Annotated in this window: 22 protein-coding genes, 1 tRNA gene, 1 other RNA gene, 1 pseudogene and 1 riboswitch; of the genes and pseudogenes, 20 read left to right on the top strand and 5 right to left on the bottom strand. The window is 35.7% G+C overall.

Annotated elements, in window-relative coordinates; genetic code table 11:
• Nucleotides 1-374 precede the first annotated feature (374 nt).
• From KM885_RS06635 to KM885_RS06625, 3 genes are all read left to right on the top strand, one after another.
• Nucleotides 375-1,793, top strand: a complete 1,419-nt coding sequence (locus tag KM885_RS06635; RefSeq protein ID WP_047186803.1) for an MDR family MFS transporter — start codon at nt 375-377, stop codon at nt 1,791-1,793.
• A 176-nt stretch (nt 1,794-1,969) separates the two neighbouring features.
• Nucleotides 1,970-2,887 (top strand): LysR family transcriptional regulator, encoded by a 918-nt coding sequence (locus KM885_RS06630; protein WP_047186802.1) that lies wholly within the window; start codon nt 1,970-1,972, stop codon nt 2,885-2,887.
• A gap of 100 nt (nt 2,888-2,987) precedes the next feature.
• Nucleotides 2,988-4,121, top strand: a complete 1,134-nt coding sequence (locus tag KM885_RS06625) for a 5-methyltetrahydropteroyltriglutamate--homocysteine S-methyltransferase (RefSeq protein ID WP_060669313.1) — start codon at nt 2,988-2,990, stop codon at nt 4,119-4,121.
• 64 nt (nt 4,122-4,185) lie between these two features.
• Here KM885_RS06625 and pdxK read toward each other — a convergent pair whose 3' ends face one another.
• On the bottom strand, nt 4,186-5,001 hold the full coding sequence (pdxK, locus tag KM885_RS06620) for a pyridoxine/pyridoxal/pyridoxamine kinase (RefSeq protein ID WP_145524279.1): 816 nt from the start codon (nt 4,999-5,001) through the stop codon (nt 4,186-4,188).
• 177 nt (nt 5,002-5,178) lie between these two features.
• Between pdxK and KM885_RS06615 the strand changes: the two genes are divergently transcribed.
• The 5 genes from KM885_RS06615 to KM885_RS06595 all read left to right on the top strand — a co-directional run bounded on the left by KM885_RS06615 (nt 5,179) and on the right by KM885_RS06595 (nt 7,976).
• Nucleotides 5,179-5,361, top strand: a complete 183-nt coding sequence (locus tag KM885_RS06615; protein ID WP_047186799.1) for a hypothetical protein — start codon at nt 5,179-5,181, stop codon at nt 5,359-5,361.
• Between the two features lie 125 nt (nt 5,362-5,486).
• The gene (locus KM885_RS06610) at nt 5,487-6,965 is read left to right on the top strand and encodes a site-specific DNA-methyltransferase (protein WP_047185211.1); all 1,479 of its coding nucleotides are present in this window, start codon (nt 5,487-5,489) and stop codon (nt 6,963-6,965) included.
• A gap of 107 nt (nt 6,966-7,072) precedes the next feature.
• The gene (locus tag KM885_RS06605; RefSeq protein WP_047185212.1) at nt 7,073-7,291 is read left to right on the top strand and encodes a YdbC family protein; all 219 of its coding nucleotides are present in this window, start codon (nt 7,073-7,075) and stop codon (nt 7,289-7,291) included.
• Between the two features lie 114 nt (nt 7,292-7,405).
• Nucleotides 7,406-7,478 (top strand) — tRNA-Lys (locus KM885_RS06600).
• Between the two features lie 102 nt (nt 7,479-7,580).
• Nucleotides 7,581-7,976 carry a hypothetical protein gene (locus KM885_RS06595; RefSeq protein WP_047185213.1) on the top strand — a complete coding sequence of 132 codons (396 nt, stop codon included), beginning with the start codon at nt 7,581-7,583 and terminating at the stop codon, nt 7,974-7,976.
• Between the two features lie 46 nt (nt 7,977-8,022).
• Here KM885_RS06595 and KM885_RS06590 read toward each other — a convergent pair whose 3' ends face one another.
• Nucleotides 8,023-8,787: an NRDE family protein gene (locus tag KM885_RS06590; RefSeq protein ID WP_216883700.1), complete on the bottom strand. Its 765-nt coding sequence runs from the start codon at nt 8,785-8,787 to the stop codon at nt 8,023-8,025.
• 551 nt (nt 8,788-9,338) lie between these two features.
• On the opposite strand from KM885_RS06590, the gene proB reads away from it, so the two are divergent.
• Complete coding sequence (gene proB, locus KM885_RS06585) at nt 9,339-10,457, top strand: glutamate 5-kinase (protein ID WP_060667517.1); 1,119 nt, start codon at nt 9,339-9,341, stop codon at nt 10,455-10,457.
• Nucleotides 10,454-11,701 (top strand): glutamate-5-semialdehyde dehydrogenase, encoded by a 1,248-nt coding sequence (locus KM885_RS06580; RefSeq protein WP_047185216.1) that lies wholly within the window; start codon nt 10,454-10,456, stop codon nt 11,699-11,701. The genes proB and KM885_RS06580 overlap by 4 nt, the downstream gene beginning before the upstream one ends.
• 278 nt (nt 11,702-11,979) lie before the next feature.
• Here KM885_RS06580 and KM885_RS06575 read toward each other — a convergent pair whose 3' ends face one another.
• Complete coding sequence (locus KM885_RS06575) at nt 11,980-12,276, bottom strand: hypothetical protein (protein WP_216883699.1); 297 nt, start codon at nt 12,274-12,276, stop codon at nt 11,980-11,982.
• Between the two features lie 391 nt (nt 12,277-12,667).
• Here KM885_RS06575 and KM885_RS06570 point away from each other — a divergent pair, with 391 nt between their 5' ends.
• The 3 genes from KM885_RS06570 (at nt 12,668) to KM885_RS06560 (ending at nt 14,489) form a co-directional block, all read left to right on the top strand.
• Complete coding sequence (locus KM885_RS06570) at nt 12,668-13,522, top strand: SPFH domain-containing protein (RefSeq protein WP_047185217.1); 855 nt, start codon at nt 12,668-12,670, stop codon at nt 13,520-13,522.
• A 12-nt stretch (nt 13,523-13,534) separates the two neighbouring features.
• Nucleotides 13,535-13,708 carry a type II toxin-antitoxin system antitoxin gene (locus tag KM885_RS06565; protein WP_047185218.1) on the top strand — a complete coding sequence of 58 codons (174 nt, stop codon included), beginning with the start codon at nt 13,535-13,537 and terminating at the stop codon, nt 13,706-13,708.
• A gap of 73 nt (nt 13,709-13,781) precedes the next feature.
• The gene (locus KM885_RS06560) at nt 13,782-14,489 is read left to right on the top strand and encodes an MOSC domain-containing protein (protein WP_047185219.1); all 708 of its coding nucleotides are present in this window, start codon (nt 13,782-13,784) and stop codon (nt 14,487-14,489) included.
• Between the two features lie 87 nt (nt 14,490-14,576).
• Here the strand turns inward: KM885_RS06560 and KM885_RS06555 are convergent, their stop codons facing one another.
• Complete coding sequence (locus KM885_RS06555; protein WP_047185220.1) at nt 14,577-15,044, bottom strand: S-ribosylhomocysteine lyase; 468 nt, start codon at nt 15,042-15,044, stop codon at nt 14,577-14,579.
• Between the two features lie 144 nt (nt 15,045-15,188).
• Between KM885_RS06555 and menC the strand changes: the two genes are divergently transcribed.
• On the top strand, nt 15,189-16,304 hold the full coding sequence (gene menC / locus KM885_RS06550; protein ID WP_216883698.1) for an o-succinylbenzoate synthase: 1,116 nt from the start codon (nt 15,189-15,191) through the stop codon (nt 16,302-16,304).
• Nucleotides 16,280-17,260 carry an MBL fold metallo-hydrolase gene (locus KM885_RS06545; RefSeq protein WP_052771715.1) on the top strand — a complete coding sequence of 327 codons (981 nt, stop codon included), beginning with the start codon at nt 16,280-16,282 and terminating at the stop codon, nt 17,258-17,260. Before menC ends, KM885_RS06545 begins: the two co-directional genes overlap by 25 nt.
• Before the next feature lie 183 nt (nt 17,261-17,443).
• Here KM885_RS06545 and KM885_RS06540 read toward each other — a convergent pair whose 3' ends face one another.
• A complete protein-coding gene (locus tag KM885_RS06540; RefSeq protein WP_244986929.1) occupies nt 17,444-17,818 on the bottom strand; it encodes a hypothetical protein in 375 nt (124 codons plus the stop codon).
• Nucleotides 17,819-18,087: 269 nt separating this feature from the next.
• Here KM885_RS06540 and KM885_RS18070 point away from each other — a divergent pair, with 269 nt between their 5' ends.
• The 5 genes and pseudogenes from KM885_RS18070 (at nt 18,088) to ssrS (ending at nt 20,071) form a co-directional block, all read left to right on the top strand.
• Nucleotides 18,088-18,216, top strand: coding sequence for a hypothetical protein (locus KM885_RS18070; RefSeq protein WP_257457562.1), 129 nt, complete (start codon nt 18,088-18,090; stop codon nt 18,214-18,216).
• A 16-nt stretch (nt 18,217-18,232) separates the two neighbouring features.
• A pseudogene (locus KM885_RS06535) lies at nt 18,233-19,312 on the top strand (AMP-binding protein); the annotation flags it as partial.
• Between the two features lie 94 nt (nt 19,313-19,406).
• Nucleotides 19,407-19,541, top strand: coding sequence for a small, acid-soluble spore protein L (gene sspL / locus KM885_RS06530; RefSeq protein ID WP_068675606.1), 135 nt, complete (start codon nt 19,407-19,409; stop codon nt 19,539-19,541).
• A gap of 17 nt (nt 19,542-19,558) precedes the next feature.
• Nucleotides 19,559-19,810 carry a sigma-G-dependent sporulation-specific acid-soluble spore protein CsgA gene (locus KM885_RS06525; protein WP_047185324.1) on the top strand — a complete coding sequence of 84 codons (252 nt, stop codon included), beginning with the start codon at nt 19,559-19,561 and terminating at the stop codon, nt 19,808-19,810.
• 73 nt (nt 19,811-19,883) lie between these two features.
• Nucleotides 19,884-20,071: non-coding RNA, 6S RNA (gene ssrS / locus KM885_RS06520), on the top strand.
• A gap of 181 nt (nt 20,072-20,252) precedes the next feature.
• Nucleotides 20,253-20,354: riboswitch (purine riboswitch) on the top strand.
• Nucleotides 20,355-20,360 lie beyond the last annotated feature (6 nt).

Below are 20,360 nucleotides of genomic sequence, written 5' to 3'. Positions count from 1 at the left end.
GGAAGCCATACTGAAAAAAGATGCTTATGGGATTCGACATTTTAAATACATAGAAAAGCCAAAAGATTCACGACAACTAACATTTCAACTTTAGACCAATTGATTGAATAGTCAGAATAGACATACTGCGTAGTATGTTTATTTGTATTGGAAAAAACTTGCTTCTTCATTGAAACTGCAAAAAGTTTTCCCTAAAGAATCTCAATATGACGAAAACATGTTCTTATAGGGGAAAAAAGGTAAACTTAAAATATAATTATCTTGATATTAACATTATGTTTATGGTAAAATATAAAAATTGCTCTTATAAAAGTGAAGCTTTGGAATAATAGATAAAACCAAGTCTCCCATAAATTTAAAAGGAGGAATAAGAATTGCCTGATCAATCTTCACGTGGCGCTGAGAGTATTAATAAAGTGCCTTTATTAATCGTATTAATTTCAGGAGCATTTGTTGCTATTTTAAATCAAACGTTATTGGGTACTGCATTGCCTCATATTATGGCAGACCTACATATTGGTGAAAATACGGTGCAATGGTTGCAATCCGCATTTATGCTTGTTAACGGTATAATGATTCCTATAACTGCTTTTTTAATTGGAAAGTTTTCAACTAGGACCTTGTTTTTAACTGCAATGAGTCTATTTACAGTTGGTACGTTGCTAGCTGCGATTGCACCAACTTTTTCCATATTATTATTGGGGAGGATTTTTCAAGCTGCGGGTGCAGGTATTTTAATGCCTTTTACGCAAACGATTATGATGCTTATATTCCCAATTGAGAAACGTGGAACAGTGATGGGAATGTTCGGTCTTATTATTGCCTTTGCCCCAGCTATAGGACCTTCATTATCCGGATATATTGTAGAGAACGCAACTTGGCGAACGTTATTTTATATGATTTTGCCAATTGCTATCATCAACATTATCATCGCTTACTTTATCCTTAGGAACATTACGGAATTATCGAATCCTAAAGTTGATGTGTTATCGATTATTTTATCTACCTTTGGATTTGGTGGTTTCTTGTATGGATTTAGTATTGCTGGAAATGCTGGTTGGGGTAGTATGCAAGTTATCATTTCGTTTATTGTTGGTGCCATTGCACTTACGTGGTTCATTTTAAGACAATTAAGATTAAAAGAGCCAATATTGGAAATGCGTGTTTTTAAATATAAAATGTTTACCTTAACGACTGTACTTGGAATGGTTACATTTATGGCAATGATTGGGGCCGCAGTTATTTTGCCATTGTATATGCAAAATATGCATGGGTTTACTGCACTTGAATCTGGGTTGGCATTATTACCTGGTGCCATCCTTCAAGGTATCATGAACCCTATTACCGGTAGAATTTTTGATAAATTTGGTGCTAGATGGTTATTGATTCCCGGTTTGGTCCTTATTACGGTTACTACGTTTATGTTGGCATTTCTTACAGATCAGACGACATTTACGTATATTGCAACGGTTCATGCCTTTCGAATGTTGGGTATTGCGATGGTAATGATGCCAGCGACAACAGCAGGTCTAAATGTGTTGCCTATGCATTTAATACCGCATGGAACTGCAGTGAATAATACATTCCGACAAGTATCAGGTGCCATTGGGACAGCATTACCAATTACCATTATGACGACAGCTGCTGTGCCAGAGGAAGGGGTTAACGGACTCATTCATGGTGTGAATGTTTCTTTTATGATTTCAGGAATCTTTGCAGTAATTGGCTTAATTATAGCATTCTTTGTTCGGGATAAAGTTAAAGGGGAAAAGGCTATGATTAAGAGTAGGTAAAGTAGTGGATATAACGTATGATTAAGAGATCGTCCAAAAAGCCCGTTGAAAATGTCATTACGACGTTTCTAGTTGGCAATATTTATTGAATAAAAAACGCATGGAATTTTATAATTTCCATGCGTTTTTTTAGAAATATTTGATATGATTAATGAAAAAAAGAAAAGGGATCTCAAATGACATTACAACAATTAAAGTATGTGATTGAAGTGGCAAGAAGTCGTTCCATAAGTAAGGCAGCACAAAATTTATTTATAAGTCAACCAAGTCTTTCTAACGCATTAAAAGAATTGGAAAAAGAATTGGGAATTACGATTTTTTATAGAACGAACAAAGGGATTCTTATAACACCAGAAGGTTCAGAATTTCTTGGGTATGCTAGGCAAGTTGTGGAACAAGCAGAACTTCTTGAAAATCGTTATTCTAACGCACCAGATCTAAAGCAGCAGCATTTTTCTGTTTCTGCGCAGCATTATGCATTTGCGGTCAGTGCCTTTGTTCGTCTTTTAGAAGATTATAATCGCGATGAGTATGAGTTTACATTAAGAGAAACCAAAACATATGAAATCATTGATGATGTTAAAAATCTTCGTAGTGAAATTGGTATTTTATATGTGAATGATTTCAATCAACAGGTAATCTCTAAATTTATTAGAGAAGGAAATTTAACTTTTCATAAGTTATTTGATGCAACACCACATGTGTTTATTAGTTCGACTAATCCGCTTGTAAATAGGGAGTATGTAACATTATCCGATTTACTTCCCTATCCATATTTATCTTATGAACAGGGGGATTATAATTCCTTTTATTTTTCAGAAGAGATACTTAGTACACTCTCAAGGCCGAAGAACATTCGGGTTACAGACCGTGCTACGATGTTTAATTTATTAATAGGTTTAAACGGCTATACGATTTCTACTGGGGTTATTAGTAGAAAATTAAATGGAGATATTGTTGCTGTTCCATTAAAAGTAGATGAGACCATTACGGTAGGTTATATTACACATAAAAATGTAACAAATAGTCCACTAGCTGAAATTTATATTCATTATTTAAAAGAATCCATTGAGGAAGAAAGAAAGTTGCTATAGTTTAAAACTATGACAAGTAATAGGTTTTTAATGTTACACTATATGGACTCTTCCATGCTACACTTTGTTTAACAAAATGATTCAAAGGGAGAGAGTTCAGATGGCTGTAGAGACTAAATTTGAAAAAAGGCTTGTAGCACCATTTCGTTTTGATAATGTAGGGAGTTTTTTACGACCGAAACAATTGAAAGAAGCACGTTTTGCTTTTGCAAAAGGGAACTTATCAGAAACTGAATTGAAAAAAGTAGAAGACGAATGCATCGTCGATTTAATTCAAAAACAAAAAGAAGTTGGCTTACAAGTTATCACGGATGGGGAATTTCGTCGTTCATGGTGGCATTTAGATTTTATGTGGGGATTGAATGGAGTTCATAAAGAATCCATTGAACAAGGCTATAAGTTCCACCATGAAGAAACTCGAGCAGAAACAGCTCGTCTTACAGGGAAAATTAGTGGTGAAAATCATCCATTTGTTAAACATTTTTCTTTTGTTCAACAATATGCAACTGAAGGTGTTACGGCAAGACAAACCATTCCTGCACCGGCCCAATTTTTGGCAGAATTAGAGCGTGCAGAAAATATAGAGACAACTAAAGCGCTATATCCAGATGTAGATGAACTAGTTGAGGATATCGCAAAAGCATATCAAACAGTGATAAAGGATTTATACGATGCCGGATGTAGGAATGTTCAACTAGATGACTGCACATGGGGGATGCTTGTGGATGAAAATTACTGGAAAGCACGCCAGGACACTGCAACAGTAAAGGGTGTTGGAGAACTATACTTACGTGTAAACAATTTGGCAATTGAAAATTTACCTGAAGATTTAATTGTAACAACGCATGTTTGCCGTGGTAACTATCATTCTTCTTGGGCTTCTTCCGGTGGCTATGATCCAATCTCTGCGTTATTATTTGCAAAAGAAAATGTTTCCGGCTATTATCTAGAATTTGATACAGAACGTGCTGGTGACTTTGCACCATTACAAGATGTTAGTGATAACAAGTTGGTTGTATTGGGACTATTCTCATCAAAAACGGGAGAATTAGAAGATAAAGAGACAATTAAAAGTCGTATAAAAGAAGCAACGAAATATGTGGATTTAAACAGACTTTGCATTAGCCCGCAATGTGGATTTGCTTCTACGGAGGAAGGAAATATATTAACGGAAGAACAACAATGGAATAAACTTCGCCTTATTAAAGAAGTAGCAGATGAAATTTGGGGATAAACCAAAAGCGTTAGTTTAGATAAAGAAGAAGTCGCAAGTGAAAACCCACCTGCGACTTCTTAAATTAATTTGTTACTTTATATTTATTAAACGCACCGTGCATGACGGGACCAACATATTCATTCAGTTTCCAACCATATTTGATTGCGGCATTCACAAATGTTTTTGCATCTGCTACGGAATCTTTTACTGATTTACCGTTTGCTAAATTTGCTGTAACCGCCGCTGCGAATGTACAACCAGCGCCGTGGGTATATGTCGTATCAATTTTTTCTCCTTCTAAAACGGTAAAGTCTTTTCCGTCATAGAAAAGATCGATTGCTCTTTCGGGATCTAATGTTTTCCCGCCTTTAATAACGACATTTTTCGCACCTAATTCGTGAATTTTGGCTGCCGCCTCTTTCATTCCATCTACATCCCTAATAGGGCCATCTGTTTGAGCGAGTTGCCAAGCTTCAAAAAGGTTTGGCGTTGTTACAAGTGCTAATGGTAATAGTAATTCGCGCATTGCATCGGTATTTTCTGGTTGTAATACTTCATCTTCCCCCTTACATACCATTACAGGGTCGAGCACATATTTATCCAGTTTCACCTCTTTAAACTTCTTCGCCCCTAATTCAATAATATCAACAGATCCAAGCATACCTGACTTAGCTGCATCGATTCCTACAGATAATGCTGTTTCTAATTGTTTCTCCACAAGTTCTACATCAATCGGATTCACACGATGATGCCACCCCTCTGGATCCATTGTAACGATGGTGGTTAATGCGGTCATACCGTATACATCATGTTCTTGGAATGTTTTAAGGTCGGCCGCAATACCAGCCCCTCCACTAGTATCGGAGCCTGCTAAAGTCAACGTTTTTTTCATTGTCATGTAAAATCCCCCTAAAATCGTATATTAAAGCATAGTATCATACTAGGATATTGTATTAGTAATCATAAACCTTTTTATCATTAGTGTAAAGATTATTGCGACAAAATATTCACGGAGTAATATTTAAATTGGTTTTGGCTAATGCTAGGTATATAACGATTTGTTAGGAGAGATAGTATGGACACCCACCAAAATGGAAGTATGGATCCACTCAATGAAGAAAAGTCTGAAGAATTAATTAGAGAAGATATGCAAAAATATGATTCTGATCCATTACTAGATGAGCAATCCATTCGTCAAGATTCAAGGGATTTGGCTCAATTCCAAACCGTTCTTGATAATTCTCTTTTTACAAGTTAGTTTTACTGCAACTGCGGACTCATTGGAGTGGTAGTTGTATTTTTTGTATATAGGATGCAAATAATTGCAAATTATCTGATGCATATGCTAATTTAAATATAAATGAGAATGATAGGTGAAAGCTTATGCAAAAGATGGATGGACGAAAGCTGAATGAAATAGACAAAAATATTGAAAAAATGAAGGAGATATTTCCGGAAGTTTTTACAGAGTCAAAAATTGATGTAGAAAAATTAAAGCTATTATTTGGAGAGCATCTTATAAAAGAGAATAAGGAATATGAATTCTCGTGGTATGGAAAAACAGATTCGATTCGTTCCGCTTCTGATCCACCCACGAAGAGATTATCCTTAAATTTAAGAAAAAGTGTTGATTGGGATACGACAAAAAACCTTTATATAGAAGGGGATAATTTAGAAGTATTACGACTCCTGCAGCAATCACATCTAGAAAAGGTCAAGATGATTTATATTGACCCCCCATATAACACCGGAATGGATTTTATTTATAACGATAACTTCAGTGAGATATTCAACAACCACAAAAGTCTTTCCAATTTTATTCATTCATCAGGAAGGTTTCATACAAATTGGCTAAATTTTATATATCCAAGGCTACTCCTTGCCAGAAATCTTTTAACAGAGGATGGCATGATTTTTATTAGTATTAGTGATAAAGAGCTATATAATCTGAAAAAAATATGCGATGAGATTTTTGGTGAGGACAATTTTGTTTGTACATTTATTTGGGAGAAAAAGAAAAAACCTTCTTTTTTAGACAGAAATGTAGGATGTGTAACCGAATATATTGTTGTCTTTTCCAAGAGCAATGAACGGACTCACGCGCTTTCCATTGAAAAAACGGAAGAGGGAAAGAAGTATCCGTTGAATAATGCTGGAAATACATTACGCACGTTAACTTTTCCTGAAGGGACTGTTCACTTTCGTCTTGCGGATGGATTGGTTAAAGCTCAGAATATGTCCGGTGGTAAAATCATTACGGAATTATTAGATGACGTCATCATTGAAAGTGGCGTAAATCAAAATTCCTTTCGTTTAAAAGGAGAATGGCGTTATTCTCAAGAAAAGCTAAATGAAATTATCCAAAATGGAGAGGAGATTGTTATTAGTAAAGTACCTTTTCGTCCTAACCATGTAAAAAGTGGAAGAGAAGTAAAGAAAATTAAAAATTTATTTACCATAAATGGGTATGGTTTTCCTACTTACGAGGATGCGGATAAAGAAATAATTGATTTATTTGGAAAAAAGGTATTTGATTATTCCAAACCGGAAAAATTAATCCGCTACTTGATTCAATCACTTTTATATAATGATGAGAAGGCCATTGTACTCGATTTCTTTTCGGGTTCTGGTACAACTGGGGAAGCGGTATGGCGTTATAATCAGAAGTTTGAAACAAAACTTCAATTCATATTAGTTCAACATGCAGAATTAATTAATAAAAAATCCGTAGCATTTAAAGCTGGATATCGAACCATTTCGGAAATTGGACGAGAGCGCCTAATAAAAAGTAGGGAGAAGCTTTTAAATCATAGAAGAGATGCTGATTTAGGCTTTAAGTTTTTTGAATTAATGGATGATTAGGATATGTTGTAATATATATATGAACATGAGAATTTTGGTTTTGTATTCCAATTTGATATAATTTTTAACAAGGTAGTTAAAAAGTCATATAAAAGGGAGCTGATATCATGGCAGAAATTAAATATGATATTATTGAAACAATTGCAGTGATTTCTGAATCACCAAAAGGGTGGACAAAGGAGTTAAATCTAATTAGTTGGAATGGAAGAGATCCGAAATATGACCTTAGAGATTGGGCGCCTAATAAAGAAAAAATGGGAAAAGGCATTACACTAACTAAAGATGAACTATTAAATTTAAAAGCCACGCTAGTCGAGTGGGAATAATGGTATTTCCTAAGGCATTCGCTAAAAAACTTTGTGCGATTGCCAAATTTTTTTAAAAAAAGTCTTGCATTCTGTATTCCTATTTGTTACAATAATTAAGTCGACAGGGAATACGGGACATTAGCTCAGTCGGTAGAGCAGCTGACTCTTAATCAGCGGGTCGTAGGTTCGATCCCTACATGTCCCACTAACTAAAAAGAGAGAGGGTAGGCACATAGCCTATTCTCTTTTTTTATACTTAAATCTATATCTCTTGCAAACTTACATGCAAAGGAGAGTGGTAATCAAGATGAGAGAAATAGTCATTACTCTGGCAGACGTTGTTAATGAAATACATGATATACTGACATTTCTTTTTAGCGATATGACAGATAAAGAATTACATTTCTGGGTTATGGGAATTATCGGCATGGTTACGTTCTTAGTCGTGCATTTTTTCTTTAAATTAATTGAAAGATTAAAGTGGAGTACTACGATTTTATCTTTTATATATACGTTTACTGGAATGGTTGTTTTAGTATTTGCAATTGAATTACAACAAGCGATCACGAATCGAGGAAATATGGAATTTGCCGATGCTGTAATTGGTTTATGGGGATTTATCGTCTTGTTTTTCATATACGCTGTATTAGGATTGATTGTTTATGTTATTAAGAAAAAGATATTCAAAAGAAAAGATAAGTAAAGATCAGTCCTATATAAAGAGCTCGCCATTATTGTGGCGAGCTTTATTATTCAATTGAAAATGTAAATTGTTTCTCTCTTTGGAATTCACCTTTTTCATATGTACGTTCATTAAAAGTGACATGATTCTCTTTATCAATTAATAAAACGGTTGAAGATCTTGTTCCGTATTCAGGAGATGTAATGAATAGGGAGGATAGGGTTCGCTCCAACTCAATTCCTACTCCAGTATCCGGTAAATCTTCATCGTTTGCTTGCTCAGCATTGGAAGTAATACGGAATAATTCATTTGAATCTATTTCTTTATGATTAGTTACATAATCCTGTAACATTCGTTTCCCCTTGACTATCTTAGGCCATGGTGTATTTAACGTGGCATTGCTCAGCCCATGTGTACCGGATGTGATTTTGTTTGCTTCATCTAATATATTGTTGTAGTGATATAATTCGTCCCCATTGCCAATCAGGACATTATAACCTGCATATTTCTCTCTATCCAATTTCAATGTTTGTAAATATTCCTCAGGAGTTTGTTCGCCTGCTAAAAAAGAACGTACTATTTCTCCACGTGAAAATTTTCCTGTTTCCGGTAAATTCGGATCACGATAATTGGTTAATGCTGCGAAACGCCCTTTTTTTGTTATGCCAAACCACGTTCCCATTTGTAGTAAGTCTCGTCCGGCAAGAATTTCTGAGTGATCCTTCCAATAGGATGCGGGTGCGGTTGGTCGTTGATAGAATTCATCACGGTTTGCCGCAATGATTAATTTGTAAGTAGGGTGATCATGAAAATGAAAGTTTATTAGACACATATAGTTTTCCCTCCTTTTCTAATATGTAAGTATAGAAATTCAGCTTATTAAATCTTGTCATAAGGTAGGCCACGTCCAGCGCCTAGGGACAGGTGAGACTTCCTTCACCTTCGTATGTCCCTAACTAGGCGCTAACGCTTTTGTCTCTATTATACGGAGAGTTTCGACTTTTCACAATAAAGCATTTTTCTACCAATGTTTAACTATTGACATATATACGGTTTCTATACATAATAATGGTAATAGATTAGAACGTTTAGGAAGGACTAGTAAGTGAACCTTGCAGTGTAAGAGAGTGGAGTTAATTGCTGGGAGATTCCGCCACAGGCAAATCACTGAACCTACCTTCATCAGTCCTTTGTGAAAACATTGGCGTCTCTTCAACGTTATATGAAGAAAAGTGGGATGTATAAACATCCAAAAATGGTGGTACCGCGGAAGCAGAGCTCTTTCGTCCTTTTAAACATGAAGGATGATTGGGCTTTTTTTATTTAATTGGACTTGCAACTTGAATCTTATAAATTATCATTATAAAACAGGAGCAGAGATAAATGGCAAAGGAACGAATTGTGGTTAAAATCGGAAGTAGTTCATTAACGAATGAACAAGGGGAAATTGATCATAAGAAATTAGAAGACCATGTACATGCGATAGCTGCATTAAGAGAGAATAACCATGAAGTCGTTTTGGTTTCATCTGGTGCCGTAGCAGCGGGTTTTAAAAGATTAGGTTATTCTTCGCGTCCAGTAACCATAAAAGGGAAACAAGCTGCAGCCGCTGTTGGACAAAGTTTGCTTATTCAGACCTATTTGGATAAGTTTCATGAATATGATGTAACTGCCGCTTTAATTTTACTAACCCGTTCGGACTTTTCGAATAGGGAGCGATATCGAAATGCATTCGCTACATTAAGTGAGCTATTGGATCGAGGTATTTTGCCGATTATTAATGAGAATGATACGGTATCCATTGATGAGTTAACTTTTGGTGATAATGATATGCTATCAGCCTTAGTCAGTGGTTTCGTTCATGCAGATCGCTTGATTATATTAACAGATATAAATGGAATCTATGATGGAAATCCAAGGACGAATCCAGATGCGAAAAAATTTGATTATTTAGATACGGTAGATGATGAGATGTTTCATGCAGTAGATTCAAATGGTTCCAAAGTTGGTACTGGAGGAATGAAATCAAAATTACTCGCTGCAAGAACCGCTCTTTCCTTAGGCGTTCCTGTTTTCATCGGTCAGGGAGAAGGGAAAAATAAATTACTTAACGTATTAAGTGGTAAAGGAAATGGAACTTATATAAGTAATAAGAAATTAACTTGGGTAAATACAAATAAACAATGGATTGGTTTACATTCAGAATCATCTGGTAAAGTGTATGTTGACCAAGGAGCAGAAGAGGCGATCCTCTATCATGGCAGTAGTTTATTGTCTCCCGGTGTGTTTAAAGTTCAAGGTTTATTTGAAGAAGGGGACGTCGTTGAAGTTCTAAGCAAGAACGGTCTCCTTGGAAAAGGACAAGTGAAATGTTCTTCTAGTGAATTAAATAAAAGTATAGAATTACGTAGAGAAGAAGGAGCTACTCGAATTCCGGCAATTGAGGTGATACATCGCGATCAGTGGGTTGTGGTGAAAAAGATTGGGGAGGTAATCGAATGAGTGAAGTACAATTTAAGGGGAAAAAAGCACAAGAAGCAAGTTATCAAATGACAACATTAACAACAGAGGATAAAAATGAGGCATTAGCCTTAGTTGCTGAGCAAATCGTTGCAGATAAAGATGTGATCTTAGAGGAAAATAAGAAAGATATACAAGATGGTAGACAAAAGGGACTTACTGAAGCTGTTTTAGATAGAATTTTTCTTGATAAGGCTCGAATCGAAGGAATGGCTGAAGGAATGAGACAAGTTATTGACTTAAAAGATCCGATCGGTGAAACGTTAGAAACGATAGAAAAGGAAAATGGCTTATATATTGAAAGAAAAAGAGTTCCTATCGGGGTGGTAGGGATGATTTATGAAGCGAGACCGAATGTCACCATTGATGCAGCAGCACTAACATTAAAAACGGGTAATGCAGTTATATTAAGAGGTAGCTCTTCTGCCAAGTACTCAAACATTGCATTAATGAAATCCGTTCATAAAGCATTAGAAAAAAGTTCTGTTCCAGTAGGTGCTGTTCAGTTAATAGAAGATACAAGCAGAGAAACAGCTAAGGAACTTTTCCGTCTGAATGAATATTTGGATGTTCTAATCCCAAGAGGTGGGAAGAACTTAATTGATACAGTAGTACGAGAATCAACTGTTCCAGTAATTGAAACAGGTGCGGGAAATTGTCATATCTTTATTGACGAATCCGCTAAGAAATCAATGACTGAGGAAATTGTTTTAAATGCCAAGTTACAACGACCTTCTGTTTGTAATGCGATTGAAACTCTTCTTATTCATCCAGCCTGGTTTGAGAAAAATGGTGTTAACCTGTTAAACCTGTTGAAAGAGAATCAAGTGGAAATTTATGGGGATGAGGCTGTATGCGAAGCGTTCCCAGAAGCGAAAGCCGCTACGGAAGAAGATTGGGCTACAGAGTATTTAGGATTAACAATCAGTGTAAAATTAGTTGATCATGTAACGGCTGCTGTTGCACATATTAATCAATACGGTACAAGACATTCGGAAGCTATTATTACCGAAGATGACAAAAACGCACAGATTTTCCAAAATGGTGTAGATGCCGCTGCTGTGTATCACAATGCTTCTACTAGATTTACGGATGGATTTGAATTCGGTTATGGAGCTGAAATTGGCATCAGTACACAAAAACTTCATGCAAGAGGACCAATGGGATTACCTGCTTTAACATCCAGTAAATTTTTTATAAATGGTAACGGACAAATAAGAAAATAAGTAGAAAGGCCATCACGATTGTGGTGGCTTTTGTTATCTTATAAAATTTACTCTTATCACTGTGTTTCTAGCTGTGGCGTTTTCGTATTTATAGAAGAATACTAGAAATTGGATTTTATGGATGAAGAAGATCAACTACTACATTCTAAGGTTTAGCTGTGAAACCTACACCCACAATAGTTTAAGTGATATAACGTGGTTTCCGAATAGCGCTCAAATAGGAAAAGAAGCTGTTATTTAAGGTTTTCCCTTTAAAACAGCTTCCTAACTAAAATTAATTAAAAAAACTTCATTAATGATCCCATTTGTCTCAGCATATTAATTCCATTTGTAACGTTTCCCACGTGTCCCATCACCGTTTGTAATCCTTGTAGTCCAGAAGTTGGTGCTTGTTGACCTTGGGTTGGATTTAAAAAAGGATGTGGCTGTCGTTCTATTCGATTAGCTCGCCAATTTCTTTGTATGTTGCCTGGAGGGAATGGTCTCCTTCCCGGGGTTGGAGGGTAAAATGGTCTCCTCCTTGGATTAGGAGGGTAAAACGGTCTTCTTCCTGGATTTGGGGGATAAAATGGCATATTTATTCACCTCCTATTAGTTTCTCAAATTCTTTAACATTCCTAACTAACAATATGACAAGTGTTTTGAAAACGAAATAGTGAATGATCAACGGACAATAAAGAAAGATTTTAATACTGTTCAACAATTGGTTATCAACAAGGTATGAAAAAAGATAAACATTTGGAAAGGCTAAAATCAAATATGGGTCACTTTCTTCATAAAAATGGTTGTTTGTTTAAACTTAGTAGGTAATTTAATCCCGATCCTCGTATAATGGGGACAGGTTTAATATAAAAGCATCTTCAACCGGTGAATATTTATTATTCCAAGAGACATAGTTCAAATTGACAGAATAATCCTAAATATGATATCATAATAATATGAAAGTGAAATGAAAGGATTGATATCATGGATGGACTTCGTGAGAAACAAGCATGGAGATTAAATGGCTTTTTAGGAATTTTGATTATTGCTATACTTTTGGCTGGAGCAGTATTTAGTATTTTGGAACAGCGATTTGTAATTGGTGGGATTTTAATAGTTCTTGCCATCACACTAGCCTCTGGAATTACATTGGTACAACCAAATCAATCGGTCGTAGTTATGTTTTTGGGGAAATATATGGGAACCATTAGGCAAGAGGGAATTGCGCTTACCATCCCATTTACGGTTAGAAGAACGATTTCACTTCGCGTTAGGAATTTTAACAGTAATAGATTGAAAGTAAATGACGTTAACGGGAATCCGATTGAAATTGCGGCTGTTATCGTATTCAAAGTGGTTGATGCAGCAAAGGCTGTATTCGATGTGGATCAATATGAAAAATTTGTAGAGATTCAAAGTGAAACAGCAATCAGAACGGTTGCAACGAAATACCCTTATGATTCGTATGAAAACAATGATCTTTCCCTACGTGGTAACGCGGACGAAGTATCACAGGAATTATTAGTTGAATTACAAGAAAGATTAAAAGTTGCAGGTGTAGAAGTCATCGAAGCAAGGCTAACGCACTTGGCCTACTCTACAGAAATTGCGCAAGCGATGCTCCAGCGTCAACAAGCAAGTGCCATCATTGCTGCACGTAAGCAAATTGTAGATGGGGCAGTAGGAATGGCAGAAGATGCGATTCAAAGATTAGAAAAAGAAGGAATTGTCGATTTAGATGAAGAACGTAAAGTAGCTATGATAAACAATTTACTTGTTTCTATCGTTTCCGATAATGGCGCACAACCAGTAATCAATACTGGATCACTATACCAATAAAGTAGGGCTATTATGGCTAAAAAGAAGAATTTTCCTTTACGAATTGATCCAACGCTATATAAAGTTATTGAATCATGGGCAAATGATGAATTTCGAAGTGTAAACAGTCACATCGAGTATTTATTGCGTGAACAAGCAAAAAAGGCAGGAAGATTGCCAAATAAACGTGATGAGAACGGGTCATAGCTTTTGCATTAAGGCATTCGCAAAGTTTCGCAGCGAATGCCAAGTTTTTTAATTGTACTAGGAGGTGATTGTTATGAATAATCCTTATGTTCAAAATTTGTTAGTAGGAAAAGTTAAGCAAATTGGAAAACCCGAAGCTAAAAATCCGATGGAGCGTGAGTGGGAGAGTGGTATATTTAAGGACACTGTTCACGATAAGAAATGGCTTAGTAATAGTGGGTTAGCAGGAGATGAAGTTGCAGATAAGAAAAATCATGGAGGATCGGAAAAAGCTGTTTTCGCTTATTCAACAAAACATTATGATACATGGAAATTGGAGCTTGATATACATATTGGGATTGGGGCAATGGGTGAAAATATCGCAGTTAATTATTTGGATGAGGAAACGGTTTGTATAGGAGATACTTATCAATTCGGTGATGCAATTATTCAGGTATCTCAACCGCGTAGACCTTGTTGGAAACCAGCGCGTCGCTTTAAGATCATAGATTTTGCTTTACGAATCCAGAATACGGGGAGAACGGGATGGTATTTTCGGGTTTTAAAAGAGGGGTTTGTTCAAGAAAAACAAAATCTTATTCTGTTAGAACGGCCTTATCCAGAATGGACCATTTCAAAATGTAATGAAGTGATGTATGAAAGAAAAGATGACTTACAACTTGCGAAGGATCTTGCTTCCTGCGAATTTTTGGCATCCAATTGGCGGCAAACATTGGAGAAGCGGTTGGAAGGGAAAGAATCTTCTGTTGAAAAGCGGGTGTTTGGCCCAAATAAAGCTTGAATTAGATTTAAAAAAACACCTCAAAAGTTTGATTTCACTCAACTTTTGAGGTGTGTTATTAAGCTATAAAGGATTTAATGGATTTAATTACTCTCCAAATACGTCTTTCCATTCATTTCGTTTTGCTAGCATTTCACGAGCTAATTCCTTCGCGCCTTCTAAGCTGTGGCTAGCAGCCCAGCCACATTGTACCTCATTACATGCCGGAACTTCTTCTGCTTTCAAAACATCTTCTAATGTTTTTTCGATTGTATCTAAAATGCCATCGTAATTATCGTCATTTAAAACGGTGAGGTAGAAACCAGTTTGACATCCCATTGGGCTTAAATCCACAATCGTACTGTGGTGGTTTCTAATTAATTCGGCCATTAAATGCTCTAATGAATGTAAAGCAGGCATTTCCATATGTGCTTTATTAGGTTGTTTAAAACGAAGGTCATATTTATGAATAATATCTCCATTTGCACCTTCTGTAATACCTGCTAAGCGAATGTATGGTGCTTGAACTTTAGTATGATCGAGGTTGAAACTTTCCACGTTCATTTTTTTAACCATTTTTTCACCCCTAAACTCTTAAATTATCAATCTATATTTCATAGTAACATATTTGGATGTACCTGATAAGTGGGCAATAACTGGAGAACTCTAAGGGTTCTATTCTATAATAAGGTAAAGAATATGTTCCGGGAGGACATCATAATGACAATACCATTAAAGAAAATAGTCCTAAGAAAATTAAACATGCGACTGAAAAATCCATTTATAACGAGTTTTGGAACGACTCAAGATAAGGAGTTTTTTGTAATAGAAGTTTATGATGGGGAAGGAAACTGTGGATACGGGGAATCGGTCGCGTTTTCAGAGCCTTGGTATACGGAAGAGACGGTAAAAACAACACAACATATGTTAGAGGATTTTTTGATTCCTATTTTGAAGAGAAGTAGGTTGACCCACCCAAACGATGTTTCTAAGGTGTTTCAGCCGATAAGAAGAAATAATATGGCTAAGGCAGCTATAGAAGGTGCGATTTGGGACTTATATGCTAAACGAGAAAATGTTTCATTAAGCAAAGCACTTGGTGGAGATAAGAAGAAAATAGAAGTAGGAATAAGTATTGGGATTCAGCCAACTATCAAAGATTTAATTGAGAAAATAGAGGATGCACTTCAAATAGGGTATAAGCGAATAAAATTAAAAATTAAACCGGGGGCAGATATTGAAGTATTAAGGGAAGTGCGCTCCCATTTTCCGGATACAGCAATTATGGCAGATGCAAATTCTGCCTACAGTTTAGAGGATATTAATCATTTGAAAAAAATAGATGAATTAAATCTTATGATGATAGAACAACCTTTGGCACATGATGATATTGTTGAACATGCTAAATTGCAAAAGGAAATGGATACCCCGATTTGTTTAGATGAAAGTATTCATTCTTTGGAAGATGTTAGAAAAGCATTTGAATTAGGAAGCTGTAAAATAATCAATATTAAAATAGGACGAGTTGGCGGGCTAACAGAGGCTAAAAGGATTCATGACTTTTGCCAAGAACATCAGATGGAAGTTTGGTGTGGTGGAATGCTTGAAGCGGGAATAGGTAGGGCTCACAATATAGCATTAACCACTTTGCCACAATTTGTTCTCCCAGGAGATACTGCTGGTTCGCAAAATTATTGGGAAAAAGATATTATTACACCGGAAGTAGTTGTGGAACAAGGTATGATTGAAGTTCCGATAAAACCAGGAATTGGATTTGAAATTAATAAAAAAATAATGGATGAATTTACCGAATGGAAAAAGGAAATAGCAATTTAAAGAAAGAAGGAAGAATTATGTTAACAGAGATTACTGAAGGAATACAAAGATTAATCGTAACATTTCCGATGGGGATGGGAGATGTCAATAGTTATTTAATTGAAGGAGAAAATGGTTATACCGTAATTGATACAGGTGCTAATTTAGATGAAGCTGTTGAAATATGGAAAGACGTATTAGATACAGGTATCAAGATAGAAAAGGTAGTTATAACTCATACACACGAAGATCATGTTGGACTAGCTCGTTGGTTCCAAGAGACAGTTGGCGTTCCTGTTGCTATACCAAAAATAAGTATGAAAGAAATGGAGAAAGCATTAAATCAAGATTTAGAACAAGTAAGAGCATATATCAAAAAGTATGATGGACCTAATCTACCTAATTTTTATTTTGAAAATAAGAGGATTTTTGCTTTTCAACCAGATGAAACGTTTGAAAATCACCAAAAAATTAAACTAGGTGACGATTTATATGAAACCATATGGACTCCGGGTCACGCATATGATCATTTTTGTTTCTACAATAAAGAAAAGAACGTTCTCATTGTTGGAGACCATGTATTAAAAGATGTTTCCCCGGTAGTTGGTGTATGGACTGCTGAAGAAGAAGGGAATCCATTACAAGACTATTTCCAGTCGTTGGAAGTTATCAAAGGTTATTCTCCTAAAATTGCTTTGACAGGACATGGAGAACCGATTTATGAATTTAAAAAACGTGTAACGGAATTGCAAGAGAGACATATGATGCGTCTTGAAGAAGTACATGCTGCTGTAAAAGATGAATATAAAACTGTTAAACAAGTATGTGAAGAGATCTATGGTACGATGAACATTATCATTGACTTAAGTGCATTCATGGCGACTTTTACAAGGTTGATTTATTTAGAAAATATAAAAAGGGTAGACAGAAAAAAGATAAATGGAAAAGTATTTTTTAAAGCTAGGAAAGAAGAATAAGATGGAAATGCTATGAAGCACAACAAGATAGTCGTGCTTCATAGCATTTTAGGCTAGAATGTCCTTGGAAAAAATAGCTTTTACCTATCGTTATTGTCCGACTGTCTAAGCGCGGAATCTTGCCATCTTTGATATAAGTAAACGACAGGTACGGTAATAGCAATCATAACAAAGAGTCCGAAATTAGACATATTGTTCATCGTATACAGCCCAACCTTCTGAAAGATAAAAGGACTTATAATAAGAGCTTGAATGAAAATCGATAATCCAGTTCGCAATTAGGAATAGCCAAAAATTCGAGTACGTAAAATAAAACATATAAATGGTTATTACAATCAAAAAACCATATACGAAAGATGAAATGTTGGTAAGAAAGAAAATATTGTTTTCCTCGTGTACATCCCACCAATTCCATACTTCAGCGATTTGGAAAATAACTGTATATAATACAGCCACAAATAGACCTACTGGCATAAAACGCTTTACGCGTTGTGAATCTAAAGGGAGTAATAAAAACCAGGGGGCTATAAATAGAATCCATGAAATAATTTGACCCATCACAAAAACCTCCAATTCAGAAAAGATTTGGCATTAGCCAGACCTATAACGTTGGGTGCAGTAAGGAAAGGATTTTTTACTCTTACTACCTATAAATGGTATATTTCCCGTGCACTCGAGAAATATTCTATCATTATGGAACCCCCCACTAGACGTTGAGATGAAAAAAAGTGTAGTAGTTAATTGATTAAAGTACATTACTGAATTAAAATAATAGATAGAAAATTCTTTAAAATAGATGCATCTAATTTTCTTTAAGGAGTGATGGGATGACCGTTCATACACAAGCTGAATTAGATAAAATGGTAAGGCGTGCAAGAAGAAATACACTCGGTGATTTATTGGAACGTACGAAAGACCGTTATCCAAAATATGTTGTCTGTAGCAAGAGAAGGTAAGCCGACAGAAACAATTGAAGCGGATATCGATGACGACGATCTTGCTCACGTTTTGTATACGAGTGGAACGGAATCGAAACCAAAGGGTGTTATGTTAACGCACAAAAGTATTATCAGCGAGTATATGAGCACGGTAATAGATGCAAAAATGGAAACGAATGATGTGGTGATTCATGCCTTGCCACTATATCACAGCGCACAACTCCATGTCTTTTTAGGACCGAGTGTTTATATGGGGGCAAGTGGTGTTATTCTTGGTTCGGCAACTCCTGAAGCGATTCTCAAAACCATTGAAGAGAAGAAGGTAACATCCCTATTCTGTCCACCGACTGTTTGGATTGGATTATTGCGTCATCCGGATTTTGAAATGTTTGATTTATCTTCTTTAAGAAAAGGGTATTATGGAGCGGCCATTATGCCACGAGAAGTGATTAAGGAGTTAAGTGAGCGGCTTCCTAACATGCAACTTTGGAATTGTTATGGTCAAACGGAAGTAGCGCCTTTAGTTACTGTCCTAAGACCTGAAGACCAATTAAAAAAACTCGGTTCAGCTGGAAAAGCAGTTTTAAACTGTCAAACTAAAATAGTAGATGAAAATGACCAAGAGGTAGCTACTGGTGAAATAGGAGAAATTGTCCATCGAACTCCACATGCAATGAAAGGATATTTGCATAATCCTGAAAAAACGGCAGAAGCATTTCGAAATGGGTGGTTTCATAGCGGGGATTTAGGTGTTATGGACGAAGATGGATATATTACAATAGTTGATCGAAAAAAGGATATGATCAATACTGGCGGTGTCAATGTTTCAAGTAGAGAGGTAGAAGAACTTATTTACCAGTTAGATGGAGTATCAGAAGTTGCGGTTATTGGAGTTCCAGATGCATTCTGGATTGAAGCGGTCACTGCTATTGTTGTACCAAAAGACGGAAAATCTTTATCAAAAGATGAAATATTAGCTTATTGTAAACAAAAATTATCCAAATTTAAAATACCTAAATATATCGTCATTACGAATGAACTGCCGAAAAATCCAAGTGGAAAAATACTAAAACGTTCATTACGAAAAACGTATGAGGACATTGCTATAGAATAGTTGGCAGGAGCGAAACAATATTGTTTCGCTCTTTTTCGTATTAATTAGGATATAATGAAAAATTTTAGAAACACTATGATTGGAGGTGTTAATCATGACGGATAAGAAATCGAGAAACAAAAGAGTCAATTCAAGTGTGAATCCTCAAGGTTTAACAGAAGATGTTGCTGATCAACAGCCAAAATCACAATTAGAGCAGCGGGCAAAAAAGAAAAATACGAAGATCTAAGTAAGAGGTGAATGATCATAGATAACACACTAAGATATCTGCGGGAGTCATTATCCAATTATAGTGAAAATGAAGTTTGTCAACATATTATAAAGAAAATAGAACAGAACCACTATAAAAGTGAAAAGGAATTCGTAGATGATCTAGAAGAATCAGAAGTTGCATACTTAGATAATGTACTGGAAAATGAATTGAACTACGCGAAGAATGTACAAAATGACGAAAGAGTTCAGCAATTAACAGAAGTTTTTGAGATTTTGTTTGTGTAAATTCTGCATAGGTCAAAAATGGTTAGGAAAAATTTACTATTGCCATTTATGATAGGAACGTGTAATATATAGTTACAAGCTACATTGTGCGTATTTAATTAAAGTTTTAACCTCTAATAAGATAATAGGGAGTTTTACATCGGAATCCAAATGCCGGGCCGTCATGTAACGGAAGGCAGGAAGATTTCTGCGAACACCCACTTGGTGAAGTGGTGGTTTAAAACTTTTTATTATAACAAATACGGCAAATGTGGCTGTACTACATAGTGAAAATCGAAGGTCAGTATTCATGTTGAATACTGGCCTTTTACTATCTACATTAAAATCCATACTTTAAAATGGAACTGTATCCCCTTTCATACTAAAACACAATTTTTTAGAAACATTTCACTTCGTTTTATGGGTTGTAATTCGGAAAATCCGTGTTATACTGGAAATAAATTTGAAAACTAAATACATTTTTCATATAATAGCGAGAATATGGCTTGCGAGTTTCTACCGGTTTACCGTAAATAAACCGACTATGAAAAAGCAGAGAGTAATCACATTT

Origin of the sequence: Oceanobacillus caeni (genome assembly GCF_019037185.1) — a bacterium.
In the GTDB taxonomy this organism is placed as follows: Bacteria; Bacillota; Bacilli; order Bacillales; family Amphibacillaceae; genus Oceanobacillus; species Oceanobacillus caeni.
This window is presented reverse-complemented; position numbering and strand designations above follow the sequence as displayed.